Origin of the sequence: Levilactobacillus sp. LN180102 (genome assembly GCF_050106635.1) — a bacterium.
GTDB classification, from domain to species: Bacteria; Bacillota; Bacilli; order Lactobacillales; family Lactobacillaceae; genus Levilactobacillus; species Levilactobacillus brevis.
The window spans coordinates 55,232-75,229 of record NZ_JBNIIX010000007.1; the positions used below are offsets into that span (position 1 = coordinate 55,232).

The window sequence follows — 19,998 nt, forward strand, 5'->3', positions numbered from 1 at the left end:
TAATCCTCCTCATTTGTTTCCTGAAAGTCAAACTTTCAGCGGATGAATCGCGGCGCAGACGGTACAAAAAAAGCGCAGTTCCAGGGTCGTTAGCCGAGCCACCTGTACAGCGCATTACCGTTAAATACAAATTGCCTGCGAAATCTTTTAAAGCGATATCCATGTCTTATTATACGCAGGCTCATCAATTAGTAAAATCTTGCTCATGGATAAGTTTTTTCTATTGAAAATAAACCGGTTACATAGCCAGTTATCATAGTAATCTAAGAATTCAATGAGAATTTGTCATTTCCCGCAGAATGTCCAGTTTCAAGTCAAATTATTCATCACTAATCGCAACTTTTTAAATGACCATTGCCAAGTTAATGACCCAATTGATCCGGCCATTGCTGACGTGCTTGTGCGTTACCCGTTTCACTGTTATCAATTTCTTTAATCACTCGAGCTGGATTACCCGCAATCACCACATTATCCCCAAAGGACTTCGTTACAACCGAACCAGCGCCTACAACCACGTTGTTCCCTAACGTCACGCCAGGTAAAATGGTCACGCGGCCCCCTAGCCAAGCATTATCCCCAATTGTGATTGGGGCACCCATTTCGACATCCGCATTGCGGGCCATCGCGTTCAAAGGGTGAACTGGCGTATATAAGCCAATGTTGGGGCCAAAGTAACAGTGACTACCAATCGTAATCGGACAGGTATCCAAGAACGTCATATCGTAATTACCATAAAAATGATCACCAATGTGAATATTCCAGCCGTAATCAAACGTAAAACTGGCCTCCACAAAGAAATCTGGACCAACATCTGGTAATAATTGACGGTAAGCCGCCATACGAGCATCGTTATCTGCCAGTTGATTAGCCGTTTGCAACGTTTTTCGGGCCAAGACGCGCCGGTTGATCAGTTCTGGATCAAATTGATTATATGGTTGCCCAGCCGTCATTTTTTCCCGTTCTGTTGTCATTTATCAATCACTCCTCTGTAATCATCATACCACTTTGCTTTTGTGGACAAAAAAATGACGGAACAAGCCCGTCACAACATCCCTAATTAATCTGATTGGTAATAGTTGCCGTTTCCAGCGGTGGCGTCATGGGTTGTTCACGTAAAATCCACGTAATCCCGTAAGCGTCCACGATTTGCCCCATTTTGCCCCCAACTGTTTGCCCAGTAAAGGGGCTAATAACCTTCACATCTGATTTGACTAGCCGTTGATAGAGCGCGGCCAATGCCTTAACGCTGTCGCCGTCATTCTCATCCACCGCCAGCATCAGTGAGATTAGTGTCGAAGATGTGGGTTGCCCCATTAAGGCGTCGGCACATTGAATATCCAATCCCATGATCCGAAAACCGCCGCGCATTGTCATCTTTTCTAAATCTACCGTGGGTTCTAGGCCAAACCGTTCCGCTTCAGCCGCGGTTGGGCTAACACGGTAAACATCGGTTGCACCAAAGACGGACTGATAATACACAATCGCCTCTTTGGCATTTTCAAATTCCAAATATGGAATTAACTTTGCTTGCATCGTTGGTACCCCATTCGCATACTAAATTTTTGAAACTCGCCTGATTCTCTAAAAGTTGAATCAGTACCCCCACGAGACAACACCGCATTTAATCTCTAGTCGCTATTATACCCTTAATTATCGTCAAGTGGTAGATCTTGCAAGCTCCGAGCAATGTCTGCGACTGACTGATCCGGGGATTGATGACGGCCGGCCGCCGACTTTCCCGTTGGTTCGTCAACCGTCATTTGGTCCATCGTCTGGTTCAATAAATGATCGACAAAGACATTACCTTGATTCGTAGCGTGCCCCTTAGTCCATTGGTAACTTAACTGTGAAAACTGGGGGAGCAGTCGATCAACGTCTTGCCACAATTCTGCATTAGCTAATGGTCCCGCACTCCGCCGCCAGCCCCGCCGTTTCCAACCAGCCAACCAACCCTGTGTGACCGCATTGAGGACGTACCGTGAATCTAAAATAAATTGAATTGATTCCTGTGTCTTTTCTAATGCAACTAGCCGCTGTAAGGCATTGCGGAAGGCCATAATTTCCATTCGGTTATTGCTAGCCCCAAATTCACCAGCAGATCCCGTCACTACTTGGTCGGGTAGTTCAATGCGGTAAGCCCAAGCGGCCTTATCTCCGGTTTTCACGTGACCGCCAGCCACGTTTCCCGTATTCCGGGAACCACCATCGGTATAGACTGTAATCGTTGCCGTTGTCACAGTAGTCGTTGCACCAACTGACCGGGCTGGCTTGGAACGCTGAGTCGTGCTCTGCCCGTTCATGAAGGCCTCTGCCTCGGCTTGAGTGGTAAAGCTCTTATATTGCGCGCCAGAAAAACCACTAACTTGACGTTGAGTTTCCGGCCAAGTCCGATAGATTCCTGGCTTCTTTCCTTTTCTGACTGCATAGTATTTTTGTGCCACTTATACCCCTGCTTTCAACTTAATCTAAATTAGTTTACCATATTTTAAAGTTAATACTGGCCCATTTTTCATTACGCATTTTATGAACTCGATGCCAATCGCGTCACTGAGTCTCCCAGTTTTTTCAAAAAAATTAAATTATCTAGAAATTCTGCCATTTCAAGGGGTAAATTGTTTCCATAACTTTTCGATTATGCTAACCTAGAAAGTGTGGATTATTGACCGGAAAACATCATTATGACCATTTTTTTCAATTTTTAGAGGGGGTTTTTCATGAAGAATCCGATTCAAGCAACCATCATAACCGTCGATCAAGCCCGGGCCATGCTAAAGGACCAGCGCGACCAACGCGACGAACGTTTTCCGCAACTAGCCAGTTCCGGTCAGTACATCTTACCAGACTATCGGCTAACCCGTAAGCGTGAGGCCTTTAAGATTCGTCGTCATACGTTCTTGAAGAAGCATTTCCGCTCCTATGTTGCCTTTGATTCTGACAACGGCCAGACGCTGTGGATTCATAACTTTCCCAGTCTTTCTGAGGCCTGTTTTTGGTTGAACACCGGGTTAAAACCCAACGATACTGATTCAACCAGTACCTATCAGGAATGGAAAACCGAACATATGGCCGAGATTGATGTTTTAAAAGAACAACTACGAACCCAGCATCATGAACACAAAAAGCCAGTTGCTGCGGCTAAGCCGGTTAGTGTAACGGCCGTCAAGAAGGTCAAGCACGCTAAAAAGAAGAGTTAAAAATAATGAGTCAGAGATTATAATCTCTGACTCATTTTTATGATTAATTCAAATGTAAGTGCACTTGCTTGGGATCAGTATTGACGATTACCCGACCCTGATGAATGGAATAAAGCACTTCTGACCGTTGGTTTAAGGCATTGTAGAAGTTGTCATTATTCATCACAACTAAGTTGGCGGGCTTGCCGACCGTTAAACCATAATGGTCCGTCACGTGCATGGCCTTGGCACCGTGAGTGGTCACAAATTGATAGGAATTTAAAATATCATCATAACCCATCATTTGTGTCACGTGAATTCCCATGTGTAAGGCATCCAGCATATTACCATCACCCATTGGGTACCAAGGGTCCTTAATATCGTCCTCGCCAAAAGCCACATTGACGCCGGCCTCATTCAGTTCCTTAACCCGTGTTAAGCCCCGACGCTTAGGATACGTATCAAAACGACCACCCAAATGCGTGTTAATCAATGGATTAGAAATCATATTGATGTGAGACATTTGCAACAACCGCATCAGCTTGTAAGCGTAAGCGTTGTTGTAAGACCCCATGGCGGTGGTATGACTGGCAGTCACTTGATCGCCTAGTCCCGTTTCCAAGGCCAAAGTCGCCAATGTTTCCAAGCCCCGTGAGGCTGGATCATCAATTTCATCACAGTGGGCATCGACTAATTTGCCATACTTTTGCGCCAATTCAACCGCAAAATGTAGGGACGCTACACTGTACTCTCGCGTAAACTCAAAATGCGGAATGGCACCAATCACATCGACGCCGAGTTTCGCAGCCTGCTCCATCAATTCTTTACCATGTGGAAATGATAAAATTCCCTCTTGTGGGAAAGCCACTAACTGAAGTTCGATAAAATCTTTAACCTCATCACGAACCTCGATTAAAGCCTTCAAGGCCGTCAAGTCGGGATCGGTCACGTCAACATGTGACCGAACAAACTGAACCCCATGAGAAGCTTGTAGCTCCAATGCTTGGCGTGCGCGAGTCTTAACGTCTTCGATACTCAACGTCTTCTTACGTTCTGACCAAATCCGAATACCATCAAATAATGTCCCGGACTGGTTCCATTCTGGGTCCCCTGCCGTCATGGTACTATCTAAATGGACGTGCGGATCAACGAATGGTGGCAAAATCAATTTACCCGTTGCATCGATCACCTGTTCATGATCTTGCGGCGTTAAATGATCGGCAATCGCCGTAAATTTGCCATCTTCAATCCGAATATCCTGTGGCTGCGTTGCATTTTCAATGAGCCCTTGTTGAATTAACATGCGCGTTAACCTACCTCCTGTAAGCTTCACTAAGAATAAAATCCTGGTATCGTTAGTCCCAGTAACAACAGAGTGCTGTCGGTGATCACGCCAGCAATGACGGCCATTGCCGCCACCGTCGCCGGTACCAGACACCACCAGGGTCCCCGCCGCGCTGAATGAACGATCCCTACTAAGCTTATCACAGTTAAGCCCAATCCGAACGCTAAAGTCAACGGTTCAGTCGGAATGACCCGATAAATTTGGTCAAGACACCCGACTAACGCCACCCAACTTGCCACACCACCGAAGATACTCCACCCAATTACCGCCCAGCCTGCTTTCACGTTGCTCCCCCCAGTCTCTTTACTAGCGACTATACCACGATTAGACAGGTTCTGGTAAATTGACCGGTTCAATTAACGTGGTTATGGTGGCCTGATAAAGTTCCCTAACTGCCATCATAAATATCTTTGTACTCGCTCCATCAACACTTTTTATGAGACCTATGCTATGCTGAGGCTATCTAAATTTTATCTGGGAGGCCCTTTACTCATGACAAACGAATATCCTCAAGCGCTCACCATCGCGGGTTCTGATAGCGATGGTAGTGCTGGCATGCAAGCCGATTTGCACACCTTCTTTGCACGGCAAGTCTACGGTACATCAGTCATTACCGCCTGTGTCGCTGGTAACTCTTACGGCATTCACGCCAGCGTCGCCATGCCCAGCGACTTCATCGACCAAGAATTTGCTGACCTAGCGACTGATTATCACATTCGGGCGGCCAAGACTGGCATGTTGGCCGACTCGACGCTAATTAAAACCGTTGTCAAAAACTATCGGGCGGCCGACTTTGGTCCCCTAGTCGTTGATCCCGTGATCATGACCAAGCATGGCAACCAACTGCTAGAAGAAAGTGCCTTTACCACACTTCGCCAAGAACTGCTCCCCCTCGCAACGGTACTCACCCCCAACTTCTATGAAGTACAAAAGATTGCCGAAATGTCGATTCATTCCGATCAAGATATGATGGTGGCTGCTAAAAAAATGCAGAAAATGGGGGCCAAAAATATTGTTGCCAAGGGCAGTCACAACCAAACCAATCAGACCACAGTTCGTGATTACATTTTGCTAGAAACCGGCGAAGATTTTTGGCTGAGCGAACCTTATCACCCAACCGACCGAGTCAATGGGACGGGAGACTCCTTATCTGCCTGCATTACGGCCGAGCTTGCCAAGGGCACGCCCATGAAGCGCGCAATTGAAATTGCGAAACAATTTGTCAACACCGCCATTGGTCAGCCCATCGAAGTTGGTCATAAATTTGGTCCCATTAATCACTGGGCTGCCCAGAAACGCAATTTCTAGTAAAGCTACGGTTAAACAACATTAAATTATCTGCTAAAAGTGGCGACCGAAGATAACGGCCGCCACTTTTGATACTTTTATCAATAAGTTCAACTAATTCTACCAGCGATCGGGGCGCCACGTACGGCCATCAATTTCCCCTTCTAATTGTTCCTGACGCCGACCTTGCTCTTGAACGAGCCGGCTGAGTGCCAACCAAAAAGCGCGATCGGTGAATTGCGACTGGCGCACTGCTAAGTCTTCAATCTGTTCGCGTAACCATTGCGATTGTTCAGTCATCTTCTTGCTCCTTAATCAAACCTAAGGTGTCTGTAAGGGCTTCTAAGTCCGTTTGCTGCTGTTCAAATGCCGTTAGAATCAGTTGCCCAGCCTGTTGCTGTTCTAGCGGCAACCGTTCAATCATGGCCGGTAAATGTTGGGCAAACCACGCCTGCTTATTTTGCAAATTATCCGGTTGCGTTTGCGTCAGATAGCGCTGGTAATCGACAACCAGTTGTAGCTTTGCTGGTTCATCTAAGTAAGCAAACTGGTGAATGGCAAAAGTTGGTAACCACTTCATCTTTGCCCGGTTAGCTACAGCGGCTAACGGTGCCAAGGCCGCATCTAACGTAATCTGCTCAGCCCCGCCGCGTTGAAACGCCTTGGCCGGCATTCCAGTGGTTACGACTATTCCGAGTTCCTTACCAGCCAAGGGATAACGATGATCGCCGTACACAAAGGTCCGCGTTAGTACCGTATCTTCCCACTGCTTCAATCCGGCCGGTGCGGCATACCAGTATAACGGGAATTGTAAAATGATTCGGTCCGCTTGACGCAACTGCGCCTGTTCTTTTTCAATATCTATGGTCGCTTGACTCTCGATGTGTTCCCACAGTACCTCATCACTGTTGATACTAGCCTTTAAAAATTGTTGACTAGTCGAATCTGCTAAGTGTGGGTGCGATACTAAGACTAACGTGGTCACGTTAACACACTCCTTTTTTGGTTAAAATTATCCTTTCTACTGTAGCATACTCAGTCCTCAGACGGCAGAAATTGGCATGAGTCTAATCATAAATTCAACAAAAAAGGCGTCAGCATCACTGCTAACGCCCCCCTTATGTCGCAAGAGAGATTCGAACCCTCGACCTACGGTTTAGAAGACCGTTGCTCTATCCAGCTGAGCTATTGCGACCTCATCTGGTCTAAGACCAAGAACTCTTTAATTATAGAGAAGCAGTGAGAACGTGTCAATCACAGATATCGTTCAGTTGACACCCTTTAGTGCTTCCAGTACAGTTAAGCTACTATACATAAAGGAGGGTTTCTCTTGGGAATCGTTCATATTGCCGCAGAAATTGTCGTCTTTTTTGCTGCCATTAGTTTAATCTATTATTTTTTCCAAATTACTCAGGCATTGGGTGAACGTAAGCAAAATATTAAGTATCTAATTATTGCCGCTGTGGTTCTGCTCATCGCCTACCCCGTCTCCAACTTATCGGGTAAAAAAACGGTTAGTCCAACTAACCAAGTCTCCAATCAAGTCCGCAAGGCACAGAAAAAGCACCAGCAACGAAAGGAATCTGCCAAAAAAGCGTCCGAGTCTAAGGCATCTCAGTCTGCCACTCATCAGAGTAGCTCTAAATAACCCTCAGAAATTATCAAGAATTTCTAATAATTTGAGCATTCGTCTTGCAATCTGTTTGTAACATTAGGATAATATATTTGTAACCTAATGTTGACGGGGGGAATTGCTATGTATGCAGTTATTGCCATTTTAATGATTATTTTAATTGCGGGTGTGAGCCAACTTTACTTAGATAATCGCGATGCCTTTCGTAAAAAGAGCAAGCATCTGGCAACCGGTGATAAATTCCATGATGAATCTAATCGCCGATTAAGTTAACTTTTGGTGAACGCTTAGCCACGGCTAGGCGTTTTTCTTTTGCACAAAAATAGGCCAGGGCATCTACCCTGACCTCCGATAATCCAATTACGCTTCATATTTCCCGACAACCGGCAACTTAGCCAGCACTTTACGTCCATGGGGTGACTTCCCATCAATAACTGCCGTTAATTCTTGACCAGCTAAATTACCATGATGCTTGCCACCAGCCCAAGCTTCCACGCCCGTAACATCGTAGACAACACCGTCCACTGCTACATAAGCGGGTTGCCCCTGTTGCCCATCATACTTTGCTAACGTTGCTTGATTAAATACTTGTTCACTCACATCAGCCACCACCTTAAATATTTAACTTAATAATAAGCTGACTAATGCCGGAACACAACTAATTCATCTTTCAGGTGATAAATAAGTTGCCATTATTTACCACTACGCTAATCTTGGTCGACACCAAAATTACCTAATACCTCGTTATAAGACACGATGTATTGCCGGTTGACCCATCCCTTTAAGTGATGGTTATCTTCTGAAACAACCAAATAGTATTTGTCACTTTTTCCCTCTCCTCCAATGACTTTCCTGACAAACACTAAGGGTCAACCTTGTACTTTTAACGAGCGACTAAGCATTAATTAAAATCTACGACATACAAAAAACCCACCATCCGAAGATGATGGGTTTTTATAACGACTCAAGTTGGACTAAAAATTAGTCAACAACTGATACGTTAGCAGCTTGTGGGCCACGGTCGCCTTGTTCTACATCAAGGGATACGTGTTGGCCTTCTTCAAGAGTCTTGAAGCCTTCACTGTTGATAGCAGAGAAGTGAACGAAAACGTCTGAGCCGTTTTCCAAAGTGATGAAGCCGTAACCTTTATCAGCGTTGAACCATTTAACAGTACCTTGTTCCATAAGAATGAAACCTCCATGCGCATAGCGCAATAATATTTGCATTTGAAAGCTGGGGTAAAAAGGAGCCATTCTTAAAGAACGTCGAGCCTTTAAAACTTCCGAACCATAAATACATTAACCATAGGATAACAGGTATTTCGCAGAATAGCAAATACAAAGTTTTAAAAAAATAGATGATTTTAGCGTACCCTATAAAGCGTTTACCATTAGCCAAGTCCGTGCAGCCAAGACTTCTTGCGGGGTTAGCTGATGTGTCCCACCCGTCATTTCTAGGGTCGTGGTTGCCCCAATTTTTTGACAGGCCGCTGCAACTCGTTGGACGGTGGCGACAGTCACCAGTGGATCATGTTCGCCTGCTGATAACCAAGCTTGATAATCCGTTCGGTGCTGTGGTTGCGGAACCGACAGCCACAGAGGTCGAAATAACACAGCCGTTTTTCCCGGGAGGTGTCCCGATTGGAGACCATAAGCCGCCATTGCTGCACCATTAGAGTAACCGATTGTAATTAATCGCGTGGCATCCCAATGTCGTGACTGGCACACTTGCTGCACCGTCTGTCCCAACCATAATGATTCCATTTGGACTTGTTGGTCGTCCACGGGGCCCACAGCCGTTTGCGAAAAGTATTGTCGCTGTTGGCCTTCACCCTGTCGCCCGGCAATTGTGATTAACGGACTTTGTGGGGCTAATCGCCGGCCAAAAGCCAGCATTTCTTGATTAGTCCCCCCCGTTCCCTGTAGTAACAACACCGGGGGTTCTGTATTCGCACCAGGCATCGTTTCAATCAGCTCAGCCATCCTGCGCGCCTCCTAACGATGGACGATTAATTCAATTTTGCCCTTCTGTGGCGCAAAATTAAGCCCATAACACGGCTCTGATAAGATTTTTTGGTACTCAGCCAGCACATCGGCTGGAAGTGGTGTGTGCGTCTCTAAACGGGCAATCAGCTCATCGGCTGAGGCCAGGTCAGCCAGCGTCACAAATAATAAGGCATTGTTGATCAAGTCATGCAATAGATCCGTCAATAGGCCATTAGGCTTGCCAGCTTCATCCGTCACAACTACCTGTGGGCTCTCTACTTCTTGATGATTAATGGATACGTGCTTTAACACATCAAAAATCGTTTGCACGATAATCCCCCCTCGAATTCTCGTTTACCTTGATGATACTGCAAAACCACGGTCAGGCAAACTAGTTCTGCTTAAAAGCCGCCGGATGTCCCTGATTTTGGTACCGCGTCATCAGTTTCTCCTGAACTTTAGGCAAGGGCAACGTCTTAATGGTCGATGCCGCTACCCATTTTCCAGGATAAAACGTCAAATCCGCTGCTGATGACAATTCAGCGACCAGTAGTTTGACCTGCCACCGTTGATGCGTATAGGTATGACTCACCGGTTGACCGCTCAAGGGTGTCAGTGTGATGGGCAATTGATAGTCGGTCATAAACCGTTGTTCCAGGTGCGCTATATCAGTCTGGAGCGTCGCCGGTTGCTGGTCAGTTGCGTCTTGTAAATCCGCTTGCTGAATCAGCGGAAACGTCCAGTACCCCGTGAGCATTTGTGTTGCATCCCGTTGCACCATCAAATACCCAGCGGGTGACGTCACAATCAAACCATAATAAGGAACCGGTCGTGGCCGTGGTGCCTTAGTCTTTACTGGAAAATCAGCCACGCAATTTTCACGGTACGACGCATCGAATGCCCGCACGGGTGAATGCGCTGGGTCAGAATTCTTAGCCGTCATATAACTTGATCCTAAATCCATAATCGCCTGATTAAAGGCACCCGGACGTTGTGGGTCAACGATCGGCTGAATCACCTGTTCAAAGAGCTTTCGCGTTTGCGGTTTAGCAATATCAGCATCAATCAACAATAACCGAGAAAAGACCCGGAAAGCATTGCCATCCACTGCCGGCACGACTTCGCCAAACGCAATGCTGGCAATAGCGCCTGCTGTATACGGACCGATACCGGTTAAATCTAGCAATTCAGCCGCCGTTTGGGGCCATTTTCCCCGGTAATCATCGACTAACTGCCGCGCCGCCCGTTGAAGGTTACGGGCCCGTGAATAGTACCCCAACCCTTGCCAGGCCTTTAGCAGTTGTTCCTCTGGTGCTTGGGCCAGATCAGCTACCGTCGGAAACATCGCCATAAAGTTTAGATAATACGGAATCACCGTTTGAACCTGTGTCTGCTGAAGCATAATTTCGCTTACCCAGACGTGATACGGGTCCTGATCGTGTCGCCACGGCAGATCCCGACCTTCACGATCATACCAAGCCAGTAGCGTTTGTCGGAACTCGCGAATGGTCGCTGTCGACCACTTTTCCATGTTGTCGTCCTTCTTTTCTCAAAGTATTTTCCTTATTCTAGCGAATTCTATCATTGACCACAAGTAAAGCTTGACGCGGTCGCTGGCGTCCCCTATTATCAGGGAAGAAATAAGCTAAATAACGGAGTGGTAAAGTGAAACGTTGGGGATTCTTTTTTATATTAGCCGTGATCTGCAGTGGCCTAGCCGGCTGCACGATGGCGCAAGAAACCACCTCAAAAAGTGATAGTAAAGGCGTTATGACGAAACGACAAGTGCTGAATTTGTCGACATTTCGGCCATTAGCTACCTTAGATACGGATAAAATGGCTGAATTCGGTCGGTTAAACAATACAATTGAGGGACTCTATTCAACTACTGGTGAGGGCCAAGCTGAATTAGCACTCGCCAAAAAGGTAAAAATAAACGCCCGCAAGACAACCTATACCTTCACGTTATGGAAGGACTCTTATTGGAGTAACGGTGACGTCATTACCGCTAAAGATTTTGTCTTTTCCTGGCGTCGGGCCCTGTCACCGCGGACTAAAGCTCCCAACGCGGATCTATTTGTCGGTATTCACAATGCTCGGCAAATTCTCGATGGTCAACTTCCCGCCCGAAAACTTGGCGTCAGTGCGCCGAATAAGTTCACTCTAGTCGTTCATCTCGACCATCCCATGGCCGAACTACCACAGCGACTGACCTATCCGTTATTTGGACCTCAAAACGAACGGGTCGCCCACAAATTCGGAAAAAAATACGCCACCAAGCCACAATATCAAGTCTACGCTGGTCCCTTCATGGTTTCAGCGAAAGGAAATACCGCCAAACACTGGCACATGGTTCCCAATCCCCACTATTGGGATCGAGAACACGTCTACCTTCAACGGATTAATGTGACCGTTTATCGTAACTGGCAAAAAACCTGGGATGATTACCGCAACGGCCGTTTAGATGAAGTTCGCCTTCAAAGTGCAGCGAATATTAAGCTCTACGAAAAGCAAGCTGCCTATACGGCACGGCCATACTCGCGAATGGTCCTCATCAGTTATCGTAAGCAAGGATCGCGGTCTCAAGTGAACCAACTGATTGCCCAGCGAAATGCGCGCTTGGCCATTTCTCACGCGATTAATCGCAAGCGACTAAGCCAAAAATCTTACGGCGCAACCTCATTGACGGCCCAAGGCGTGGTCCCAGCCGGTCTAAGTCGCGGACAACGCGGCACGGCGGACTTTGCGGCGGCACAACCGGAACAAGAAACACTCGCCTATAATCCTGCCCTCGCCAAACGCGAGTGGCAAGCGGCGCTTAAACGGGCTCATCTCAAACGGATCACCTTGACCTTAGGCTATCTAGATGCCGAATACAGTGGCAAAATTGCCCGAGCCCTAAGACAACAATTGATGCGTCAACTTCCGGGTCTGACAATTAAGTTAAAGAAACGTGGCTGGTCATATGATCAAGCTACCCCACCAGCCAAAACGGATTTGTCATTGACCACCAAGTACGCCCAGTACGCTGATCCGTTATCGATGCTTGCCCTCTTTACCAGCACAAATACCGCCAACGCCGGTAGCTGGTCTAATCCGATTTATGATCGCTTAATTGCTCAGGCTAGCAATGCCCCTGCTTTTAACAATCGGCGTTGGAATACACTGTTAAAGGCTGAAGGTGTGCTCATGAAAAATCAAAGCGTTACCCCACTCCTTCAACCCGCCAGCACCTATTTGATTAATCCTAAGCTTAACGGCGTACAATACAATACTGTCGGCACACAATCGAACTTCAAAGGCGCTTACTTTGTGAAGTGACACCAAAAGAAGGCCACTCATCAACTGGTGAGTGGCCTTCTTTTTAACGCTTAATCTTCTTTTCGCCGGTTACGGCCTAACCCCAACCCAGCTAACAATGTCGCTAGGCCTAATCCAATTAGTCCCGCCGTTTCTGTATGCGATTGTGCCTCACCAGTTTGTGGCAAACGCTTAGTCTCGGTAAGGTTAACTCGGTTTGCATCTACTTGTGTTTTGACTGGCTTGACTGACTTAGTCGCAGACAGCTTAACTGTCTGTTTGCCAGCAGTCTGAACAGCGGCACCCGCTTTAACTACCTTTTGCTTATTAACCAGTTTACCCGTATCGCCCGCCTTAACTTTTTTAGTTCCGGCAAACGGCACATAAGGTTCTGGTTCAGCTATTGGGTCACCCGGTACTTTGGGATTAACCACATCATACCCAGTACCAGACTCTGCAACCGAATAAGTCACCGTCTGAACATCATCAGCACTGGCTGGTGTGACCATTACGGCTTGAATCTTCGTTGTATCTGGCCGATAGCCAGAAACGTTTGGTACCGAAACAACATCAAAAGTATTGCCGCCCTTGCTGGATGACCAATCACTATAAGTAACTTCACCGGTAACCTGATCCGCCACTTTAGTCCGGGTAAAGGTAATCGTGTTTACCGTGTCAGCGTGTAGTGGTTTGCCCGTACTATCCTGATAATGCACTGTCTGCGTAACCGTCTTAGTCTCCGCTGTTACGTCAGTCGCATGAGCTAACCGAACGGTATAATTAGCACTGTCCTCGCTGAAAATAGCACCTGAGGTTGGATAGTCATCGCTCACTAGTACGTAGCCTTTCTTCACATAATTAGCAATCGTATCAGCCGTTTGGTAACTGGACTGCGTATCAAGCATGCCTGTCAGATTTTCAGTATGAAGGACGCTACCAGTCGTTGTATCAATATACGTCACCGTCGCCGTTGCATTTTTGGCCAAATAAAGATACGTCACGGTCCCACCCTGATCAGTTAACGTGCCATTATAGGCTAGTCCAGTATTGGGCGCTAACGCATAGCCCGTCTTGGGTTTGGCTGCCGTCGTGTAGGTCAAATAGTCCGTGGCCGTTGCGTCCGTGGCATGCGCCGCTGTACCAATTTCCGTGGCATCTATCTGAGTCTGACCATCGGCATCCACATGCTCGTAAAGGTACTTAACCGTAATATCACCAATGGTCAAGGTGCCGGGAACGACCGAAATTGTATAGTTTTTATTCACCGAATCGTTGGCGTCAGGAGTGGCCGTGATTGTCTTAGTTCCAACCGCACTCATGCCGTCAGTCACACGATACTTCAAAGTCTCGCCATTAACGGTCCCGGTAACCACCGCTGACAAACTCTTTTGCGTTCCGTCAGCCCAATAGACCTGGTTGGGAATCGTAATCGTTGCTTTGGCAGGATCAATTGTCAACGTCCCGTTGACATATGAAACTTTATAATTACTGGTATCGGCTGCCGTGGTTCCGGTCATGGCATAAGTGCCGACCTTCGTATAAGCAGACGCGCCACTGCCATCCGCCGCAACGGCAGTAAACGCTAAATCATCATAGTTCGTCCCACTCGTAACAGTGGCCGTCGTTTTTTGCGCTTGTCCATTATAAACCACATGATCATCGTTGACTGTGACCGTCAGCTCTGCCGGCGTAATTACCAGCGTCCCATCCGTCGTGGTGACATTGTAGTTCTTAGCTAAAATTGCCGCTTGCGTGGAATCCGTTAACGCGTAAGTCAGGTCATTATAGGTACCAACGTTTTTGCCAGTCGTCGTGGTAAAGTCAAAGTGATCGTACGCAGTTCCACTCGTTACAGCCACAGATGTTCCCTGAGCCTGCCCATTATAGGTCACTGTATCGCTCGCTACCGTTAGCCCGAGATCAGCAGCCTTCACCGTGCCGGTCGTGGTGAACGTTGCCGCGTCATCCAGAATATAATTAGACCCCAACGCGGCTTGAACTGCCTTCCGACCAGCGTCATTAAGGGTAATTGTATATTGGCCAGCGTCTGCCCCGGTGAAGTTAGTTTCGGTGCCTTGATACGTATAAGTAAAGTCTGCTAGCGTTAAAATACGTTGACCGACCTTGCCGGCTACGCCTAGTTGGGCATCGCTGATCTCGCCGTTGTTAATTTGAAGGATATTTCGCTTCTGTGAATTTTTAATAGTGACTACCGGTAACATTGTCAATGATCCCGTATACGACTGCGAAAGTCGAAGCATATTTAACCCATTTATACCAGTGGTAGCTGTGATTTTTATGGGGACAATGTTAACTGTAAAGCTATAATCAGCGGCCCCAGTTGAAAAGGTGGGGATAAAGCCATTCAAATCACTGGTCAAGGTATCGTAAGCATTATAGTCTTGCATAACCCGGTTCATCGCAGCTTTCCCCGCATCATTAATCGTCACTGTATAGCTACCAATTTGGGTAAGCGTTGAAAGGTCCACATCTCCGGAATATTTCGTGACTTGCCCATGTTCATCAGTATACACAATATCAACGTAATCATTGACCTCAGTAGAATCCAGAAAGAGCGCATATAGTAAATTGACCTTGTTTCCATTTACATCTTCTAAGTAATTGCCCGCTGCATCTTGAATATAGTAGGCGATGTCGTTAACTGGCGTCTCATCTGGAGAACTAATATAAGATTCTAGATCTGCCAGCGATGCATCGCCATAGTTCATCGACACGGTCCCCGTAGTTACTAACGATACGGTGGGCTTGGCCTCAGCTTCACTAGCCAAAGCTGTAGCATTCATGGCCCGACTCATCTTTATCTTTGGCAAAGGGCTAGTATTAGTCGCCGTGGTAGCTGAAGAAGCAGCGTCACTGGCGGCATTATCAGCAACTTGTTGACTTTCCTGACTAGCAGCTGTCTGACTGGTAGTACCACTTGCTGCTGACTCATAAACGCTCTGCGCGCTTTGACTATCTGCACTTGAGGCCGTTGGTTGTGTTGCTGCCGAGTCACTGGCAGTGGCCTCCATCGCAGCCCCTGACACTGCACGACTGGCTGAAGCTGCCGAAGTTACTGTCGATTGACTGTCACCAGCAGTTGCAACGGATGTTGCGGCAGCGGCATCATCTTTACTAGCTGCAGTGGATGTTGCGGCCGCACTACTGGCGTTCAACACGACTGTATTTTTAGTTTCTGTTGGTGAACTAGAACTGACAGTAGCACTATTTTCGATCTCATCAGCACTTGTATTAGTTGCGGCTTGTACCTGATCAGTTTGGCTAAAGGCTAACCCCATCCCGACTGAAAATACGGTGATACCAGCAGCTATCCAGTTTCGCCCCGATTTATAAAGTTTATAGTGCGTCTTGCCTTCTAGTCCCATCTTATTTAAACGATTCCGCATGATTCTACCTCCAAAATTCAAACCTGTAACAGATATAAGTTAGATAGATTAGTTAGGCCAAAAATTTTTGTACATGTGACTAACATTAAATCGATTGCTTTTTAGCCCGTGTTCAACATAATGAGAATAATAAAAATATAACTAGTCAACTTATTTCCTCAAAAATAAAAATTGAATAAAAATATTCCCAACAAACATTCATCAATTATTGAACTATTCAACAAGTATTATATCACTTATATTTCGTTTTAACATGTCATTCAGCACGTTATTTAACATCCCGTTATTTTTTCACTTATTACCCGCCCAAAACCCCTTACCTAAAGCAAAAAGGATCGTGTACCCAGTCGCAACTGCGTACACGATCCTTTTATAATCAATACCTTTGATCAAACCTGTTCTTAAAGACTGCTCAAGTATCCTGCTACTGTTTTCACTTTTTGTAACCATAGTTAATCCATCTTTATTTGCTTCACGATTCCCATTAATTCAGATGCGTTTGGGCTATTTGGAGCAACTCGTCACTGACCCGTTCACTGGTCAAGCGTTGCATCGGCGTAAAGTTATGACGTTCCTTATAAGCGACGGGGGATACCGCCACAACGGCGACTTTCAAATGATTTTCCGTTAAAAAAATTTGGCCAACCCCGGTGAACTTCCCCTTGCTGTGACGTCCCGTTCGCCAAGAATGGAGCTTAAAGTCCCCATCCGGTTCGCGTTTAATCTCATAGGTTCCAGAGGCGTTTGCCTGAACTGGCACACCGATGTATTGATTCACCTCGTACTTAGCCTTCATGTGCATCCTCCGTTAACACTTGTACCAATGGTTCAACAGCTGCCGGCCCTAGGATGGCCGTGATCGCTGGCATCATCAAAACTGTTCGCACTGCTGCTGCAGTTGTCGCTGTTCCCACTAATTGTTCTGAGATCTCATGTAAATCCGTCGGCGTCCCCACCGTTCCAAATAACGCAACCGCTTTTAATTGCCCAGCTTGTCGCGTAAAGTTTACGTGCAACTGTCCGGTTGGCAGTGATAAGGCACGGTAATCACGAAAACCGGGATTAGCACCGTAATTCCACGCATCCGTGCGATACTTTTCATCTAATCGTTGGTCAATAATTGCCCAATCTTGCGTACTCAAATGATAGGTCTCAATCTGATCGAGTCGCTCAACTTCAAAAATGTGGCACAATAACGCTTCACGGAAACTTTGAATGTCCAAATCTTGATAGGCTGGCGCTAAATACTGGCGTAAGTTGGTAATGGGCACCCGGTTAGAGGCCACACCGCGATGTGGCCGATCGCTGGCCGGAATTAAGGCCTGTTGCGCAGCCGCCACATTCAAGTCATACATGATCGTGCCGCCAGCAGCATAACCATTCCCGCTCTTAAACATCGTCATCCCCGAGAACTTCTTACCGTCAACCGTCAAGGCACTTTTGTTACTAATTCCCAGGTCGGCCACGCCCATCGCCGTCAATGCACGCAGAATTGGCTGGGCAAATACTGTGTAATCCCCAAACTTTGACCCATCTTGGGGATCGCCATTAACAATGTGTTCAAAAATTAAGTTCCGCTCATCATGATACACGGCCCCACCGCCAGATGTTCGCCGAACTAGCTGCACGTGATGCGCTGCTAAATAGTGAAAATCCACCTCCGCAGCCACCGTTTGGTTAATGCCGACAATGACGGCTGGTTGATTGACATACATCATCAGACCGTGCCCGGGTAGTTTTAAATCGTTGACTAGATAGTTATCAATTGACTGATTAACCACAGCATCCGTAACGACCTGTCCTTGCCGACTTGTATCGATTAAAAACATGGCTGTTGCTCCCTTCTAATCACACTAATTTGCATTAAGTTTAGCATAAGGTCTAGCCCGCAACAACTTAAGCAAGTTGTTGTCAGTCACTGACAAGAAAGCGTATACTAAAGGGTATTAAGCTGATGTTTGGGAGGAATTCACCATGACGCAAGCAACCATTTGGCAACGTCTCAACAACTGGATTCACGGTCGCCACACCCCGGCCCCCACACTAACAGTTAAAGATGGGGTCTGGCTAGAACAACGAGACCAAGGCCATTACCGGCTAGGCCTAGCTAGTGACGCCTTAGAACAAATTGGCGATATTAGCTTTGCTGACTTACCTATTATGGTCAACGATGTCTTGGCGGCTGGTGATGACATCTTGGAAGTCGAAAGTGACAAGGCCGTCGAGAACTTTAAAACACCTTACGCAGGAACCGTTGTGAAAGTTAATGATGATCTGATTAACGATCCCGCTAAACTCAATCAAAATGCCCAACCGGATAACTGGGTATTAGATTTACAGGTTGCCTAGGCGTAAGTTCCAGTAACCGACCAAAATTCATCATTTACACCAAATAGACCTTTCAATCGCCGTTAAGCGCTTGAAAGGTCTATTTTCATGTAGGATTTTCACCTACCACTTATATTGAACGGGATTCTTTAGGTACTTTTCATAGACATCACGGACAATTGCCATCTGGTCAGGTGTAAATGCTGGCAAGTCGGCTGCGGCAACATTCCGTGCGATTTGTTCGGGCTTTGACGCGCCCGGAATAACTGTGCTGACTGCATCGGCCATTAAAATGTAACGTAAGGCCAGTGGCGCTAACGGGGTTGCCAAGCCCAACCGCTCATGGAGTTCATTAGCTGCTTGAACACCGGTCGCGTAATCAACACCAGAGAATGTTTCACCCTGGTCAAAGGCTTCACCATGGCGGTTAAAGCTACGGTGATCGTCCTTACCAAAAGTGGTATCCAACGTATACTTACCACTCAACAACCCACTCGCCAGTGGTACCCGCGCAATGATCCCGACATTTTTGGCTTGGGCCATCTTGAAGAAATTCTCGGCCGGTCGTAGGCGGAACATGTTATAGATAATTTCCACTGCTGAGATGTCATAATCCAGGGCCTTCATCGCTTCTTCGACCCGTTCAACACTGACACCATAATTCTTAATCTTGCCAGCCTGCTTCAACTGATCCAGCGTGAAAAACACTTCGGGATCGTAATAAACAGCGGTTGGTGGACAGTGTAAGAGCACATTATCCAAGGCATCCACCTCTAAGTTCTGTAAGCTGGCTTCAACAAACTTGGTAATATTGGCTGCTGTATAACCACTAGCAACGTGTGGATCTAGCTTCCGCCCCACCTTCGTGGACACGAAGACCTTGTCCTTCTTATCTTTAATAAACTTGGCTAACGCCTGCTCACTGGCACCGTCTTGATAAATATCAGCGGTATCATAAAAATTAACGCCGGCATCGTAAGCCGCCGCCAACGTATTCTGCGCATCGGTGGCATCAAAGGGGTCGCCCCACTTGGACCCCAATTGCCAAGTACCCAAAGAAACTTCACTAACCTTAAAATTGGTTTTACCTAATTGACGATATTTCACGTTTATCCCTGACTTTCTCGGCCAAAGTTGGCCGGTCATTGCTCCTTTATTCTGCCGGTTTTGCCCCTAAACGTCAACGAACAATACTGATGAACAAAATATTTACCATTTTTGCTGAAAAGGACTACTATGAGAAATGAAGCCGGTGGTCTCCATGCCAATCACAGACCCACTGACCCCAATATTTTTTTGGAGGTAATGGTTATGGCTGTTGTAGAAAAGACTGCTTTATTGGATGAAAAAATGAACGAAGTATTTGATTGGTCTGATTCAAAGGAACCCGTTCGGGATGCCCTTTGGAATCACTTCATGGAATCCAATGGTCACAACACCGATGAAACTGAAGCTTCGATGAAGGAAATCGACGCTAAGAGCGATGCTGATGTTCGTTCTTATGTTGAAGACAACCTTAAGAAGTAACCGGCTGTTTTA

23 protein-coding genes and 1 tRNA gene are annotated in these 19,998 nt (G+C 46.7%); 7 read left to right on the forward strand and 17 right to left on the reverse strand.

The window, feature by feature from the left end; genetic code table 11:
• Positions 1-362: 362 nt before the first annotated feature.
• The 3 genes from ACP4IT_RS05825 to ACP4IT_RS05835 form a co-directional block, all read right to left on the reverse strand.
• On the reverse strand, positions 363-971 hold the full coding sequence (locus ACP4IT_RS05825) for a sugar O-acetyltransferase (RefSeq protein WP_011668609.1): 609 nt from the start codon (positions 969-971) through the stop codon (positions 363-365).
• 82 nt (positions 972-1,053) lie between these two features.
• Entirely contained in the window at positions 1,054-1,533 is a 480-nt protein-coding gene (locus ACP4IT_RS05830) for a VOC family protein (protein ID WP_011668610.1), read from the reverse strand.
• A gap of 113 nt (positions 1,534-1,646) precedes the next feature.
• Positions 1,647-2,441, reverse strand: a complete 795-nt coding sequence (locus ACP4IT_RS05835; protein ID WP_011668611.1) for a ribonuclease H family protein — start codon at positions 2,439-2,441, stop codon at positions 1,647-1,649.
• Between the two features lie 273 nt (positions 2,442-2,714).
• Between ACP4IT_RS05835 and ACP4IT_RS05840 the strand changes: the two genes are divergently transcribed.
• Positions 2,715-3,194, forward strand: a complete 480-nt coding sequence (locus ACP4IT_RS05840; protein ID WP_011668612.1) for a hypothetical protein — start codon at positions 2,715-2,717, stop codon at positions 3,192-3,194.
• Between the two features lie 43 nt (positions 3,195-3,237).
• Here the strand turns inward: ACP4IT_RS05840 and codA are convergent, their stop codons facing one another.
• Positions 3,238-4,476 (reverse strand): cytosine deaminase, encoded by a 1,239-nt coding sequence (gene codA, locus ACP4IT_RS05845; protein ID WP_011668613.1) that lies wholly within the window; start codon positions 4,474-4,476, stop codon positions 3,238-3,240.
• Between the two features lie 29 nt (positions 4,477-4,505).
• On the reverse strand, positions 4,506-4,802 hold the full coding sequence (locus ACP4IT_RS05850) for a hypothetical protein (protein WP_172757564.1): 297 nt from the start codon (positions 4,800-4,802) through the stop codon (positions 4,506-4,508).
• A gap of 208 nt (positions 4,803-5,010) precedes the next feature.
• On the opposite strand from ACP4IT_RS05850, the gene thiD reads away from it, so the two are divergent.
• The gene (gene thiD, locus ACP4IT_RS05855) at positions 5,011-5,826 is read left to right on the forward strand and encodes a bifunctional hydroxymethylpyrimidine kinase/phosphomethylpyrimidine kinase (RefSeq protein WP_011668615.1); all 816 of its coding nucleotides are present in this window, start codon (positions 5,011-5,013) and stop codon (positions 5,824-5,826) included.
• Positions 5,827-5,925: 99 nt separating this feature from the next.
• Here thiD and ACP4IT_RS05860 read toward each other — a convergent pair whose 3' ends face one another.
• From ACP4IT_RS05860 to ACP4IT_RS05870, 3 genes are all read right to left on the reverse strand, one after another.
• The gene (locus tag ACP4IT_RS05860; protein ID WP_011668616.1) at positions 5,926-6,105 is read right to left on the reverse strand and encodes a hypothetical protein; all 180 of its coding nucleotides are present in this window, start codon (positions 6,103-6,105) and stop codon (positions 5,926-5,928) included.
• On the reverse strand, positions 6,098-6,790 hold the full coding sequence (locus ACP4IT_RS05865; protein ID WP_011668617.1) for an NAD(P)H-dependent oxidoreductase: 693 nt from the start codon (positions 6,788-6,790) through the stop codon (positions 6,098-6,100). Before ACP4IT_RS05865 ends, ACP4IT_RS05860 begins: the two co-directional genes overlap by 8 nt.
• A gap of 136 nt (positions 6,791-6,926) precedes the next feature.
• Positions 6,927-7,000 (reverse strand) — tRNA-Arg (locus ACP4IT_RS05870).
• 135 nt (positions 7,001-7,135) lie between these two features.
• Here ACP4IT_RS05870 and ACP4IT_RS05875 point away from each other — a divergent pair.
• Together ACP4IT_RS05875 and ACP4IT_RS05880 are read left to right on the forward strand one after the other, a co-directional pair.
• Positions 7,136-7,453, forward strand: a complete 318-nt coding sequence (locus ACP4IT_RS05875; RefSeq protein ID WP_011668618.1) for a hypothetical protein — start codon at positions 7,136-7,138, stop codon at positions 7,451-7,453.
• A 108-nt stretch (positions 7,454-7,561) separates the two neighbouring features.
• Positions 7,562-7,711, forward strand: coding sequence for a hypothetical protein (locus ACP4IT_RS05880; protein WP_011668619.1), 150 nt, complete (start codon positions 7,562-7,564; stop codon positions 7,709-7,711).
• An 87-nt stretch (positions 7,712-7,798) separates the two neighbouring features.
• On the opposite strand, the gene ACP4IT_RS05885 is transcribed toward ACP4IT_RS05880, so the two are convergent.
• The 5 genes from ACP4IT_RS05885 to mutY form a co-directional block, all read right to left on the reverse strand.
• A complete protein-coding gene (locus ACP4IT_RS05885) occupies positions 7,799-8,038 on the reverse strand; it encodes a cytochrome b5 domain-containing protein (RefSeq protein WP_011668620.1) in 240 nt (79 codons plus the stop codon).
• Between the two features lie 381 nt (positions 8,039-8,419).
• A complete protein-coding gene (locus ACP4IT_RS05890) occupies positions 8,420-8,623 on the reverse strand; it encodes a cold-shock protein (protein WP_011668621.1) in 204 nt (67 codons plus the stop codon).
• 189 nt (positions 8,624-8,812) lie between these two features.
• Complete coding sequence (locus ACP4IT_RS05895) at positions 8,813-9,421, reverse strand: alpha/beta hydrolase (protein ID WP_011668622.1); 609 nt, start codon at positions 9,419-9,421, stop codon at positions 8,813-8,815.
• A gap of 12 nt (positions 9,422-9,433) precedes the next feature.
• Entirely contained in the window at positions 9,434-9,754 is a 321-nt protein-coding gene (locus ACP4IT_RS05900) for a hypothetical protein (RefSeq protein ID WP_011668623.1), read from the reverse strand.
• Positions 9,755-9,815: 61 nt separating this feature from the next.
• Positions 9,816-10,955: an A/G-specific adenine glycosylase gene (gene mutY / locus ACP4IT_RS05905; RefSeq protein WP_011668624.1), complete on the reverse strand. Its 1,140-nt coding sequence runs from the start codon at positions 10,953-10,955 to the stop codon at positions 9,816-9,818.
• Positions 10,956-11,089: 134 nt separating this feature from the next.
• Here mutY and ACP4IT_RS05910 point away from each other — a divergent pair, with 134 nt between their 5' ends.
• Positions 11,090-12,745 (forward strand): peptide ABC transporter substrate-binding protein, encoded by a 1,656-nt coding sequence (locus ACP4IT_RS05910; RefSeq protein WP_015474243.1) that lies wholly within the window; start codon positions 11,090-11,092, stop codon positions 12,743-12,745.
• 50 nt (positions 12,746-12,795) lie between these two features.
• Here ACP4IT_RS05910 and ACP4IT_RS05915 read toward each other — a convergent pair whose 3' ends face one another.
• The 3 genes from ACP4IT_RS05915 to ACP4IT_RS05925 form a co-directional block, all read right to left on the reverse strand.
• Complete coding sequence (locus ACP4IT_RS05915; RefSeq protein ID WP_024855446.1) at positions 12,796-16,131, reverse strand: mucin-binding protein; 3,336 nt, start codon at positions 16,129-16,131, stop codon at positions 12,796-12,798.
• A gap of 484 nt (positions 16,132-16,615) precedes the next feature.
• Positions 16,616-16,927: a DUF7671 family protein gene (locus tag ACP4IT_RS05920; protein WP_011668628.1), complete on the reverse strand. Its 312-nt coding sequence runs from the start codon at positions 16,925-16,927 to the stop codon at positions 16,616-16,618.
• Positions 16,917-17,960, reverse strand: coding sequence for a lipoate--protein ligase (locus ACP4IT_RS05925; protein WP_011668629.1), 1,044 nt, complete (start codon positions 17,958-17,960; stop codon positions 16,917-16,919). Before ACP4IT_RS05925 ends, ACP4IT_RS05920 begins: the two co-directional genes overlap by 11 nt.
• Before the next feature lie 145 nt (positions 17,961-18,105).
• Between ACP4IT_RS05925 and ACP4IT_RS05930 the strand changes: the two genes are divergently transcribed.
• Positions 18,106-18,480, forward strand: a complete 375-nt coding sequence (locus ACP4IT_RS05930) for a glycine cleavage system protein H (protein WP_011668630.1) — start codon at positions 18,106-18,108, stop codon at positions 18,478-18,480.
• A gap of 102 nt (positions 18,481-18,582) precedes the next feature.
• Here the strand turns inward: ACP4IT_RS05930 and ACP4IT_RS05935 are convergent, their stop codons facing one another.
• Positions 18,583-19,566, reverse strand: a complete 984-nt coding sequence (locus ACP4IT_RS05935; RefSeq protein WP_011668631.1) for an aldo/keto reductase — start codon at positions 19,564-19,566, stop codon at positions 18,583-18,585.
• Between the two features lie 204 nt (positions 19,567-19,770).
• Here ACP4IT_RS05935 and ACP4IT_RS05940 point away from each other — a divergent pair, with 204 nt between their 5' ends.
• Entirely contained in the window at positions 19,771-19,986 is a 216-nt protein-coding gene (locus ACP4IT_RS05940; RefSeq protein WP_011668632.1) for a hypothetical protein, read from the forward strand.
• Positions 19,987-19,998 lie beyond the last annotated feature (12 nt).

Bases quoted from the DNA above. Each gene is read 5' to 3' on its own strand.
- ACP4IT_RS05825 (WP_011668609.1), bottom strand. From the start codon at position 971: ATGACAACAGAACGGGAAAAAATGACGGCTGGGCAACCATATAATCAA.
- ACP4IT_RS05830 (WP_011668610.1), bottom strand. From the start codon at position 1,533: ATGCAAGCAAAGTTAATTCCATATTTGGAATTTGAAAATGCCAAAGAG.
- ACP4IT_RS05840 (WP_011668612.1), top strand. From the start codon at position 2,715: ATGAAGAATCCGATTCAAGCAACCATCATAACCGTCGATCAAGCCCGG.
- codA (WP_011668613.1), bottom strand. From the start codon at position 4,476: ATGTTAATTCAACAAGGGCTCATTGAAAATGCAACGCAGCCACAGGAT.
- thiD (WP_011668615.1), top strand. From the start codon at position 5,011: ATGACAAACGAATATCCTCAAGCGCTCACCATCGCGGGTTCTGATAGC.
- ACP4IT_RS05860 (WP_011668616.1), bottom strand. From the start codon at position 6,105: ATGACTGAACAATCGCAATGGTTACGCGAACAGATTGAAGACTTAGCA.
- ACP4IT_RS05880 (WP_011668619.1), top strand. From the start codon at position 7,562: ATGTATGCAGTTATTGCCATTTTAATGATTATTTTAATTGCGGGTGTG.
- ACP4IT_RS05890 (WP_011668621.1), bottom strand. From the start codon at position 8,623: ATGGAACAAGGTACTGTTAAATGGTTCAACGCTGATAAAGGTTACGGC.
- ACP4IT_RS05895 (WP_011668622.1), bottom strand. From the start codon at position 9,421: ATGGCTGAGCTGATTGAAACGATGCCTGGTGCGAATACAGAACCCCCG.
- mutY (WP_011668624.1), bottom strand. From the start codon at position 10,955: ATGGAAAAGTGGTCGACAGCGACCATTCGCGAGTTCCGACAAACGCTA.
- ACP4IT_RS05915 (WP_024855446.1), bottom strand. From the start codon at position 16,131: ATGCGGAATCGTTTAAATAAGATGGGACTAGAAGGCAAGACGCACTAT.
- ACP4IT_RS05920 (WP_011668628.1), bottom strand. From the start codon at position 16,927: ATGAAGGCTAAGTACGAGGTGAATCAATACATCGGTGTGCCAGTTCAG.
- ACP4IT_RS05925 (WP_011668629.1), bottom strand. From the start codon at position 17,960: ATGTTTTTAATCGATACAAGTCGGCAAGGACAGGTCGTTACGGATGCT.
- ACP4IT_RS05930 (WP_011668630.1), top strand. From the start codon at position 18,106: ATGACGCAAGCAACCATTTGGCAACGTCTCAACAACTGGATTCACGGT.
- ACP4IT_RS05940 (WP_011668632.1), top strand. From the start codon at position 19,771: ATGGCTGTTGTAGAAAAGACTGCTTTATTGGATGAAAAAATGAACGAA.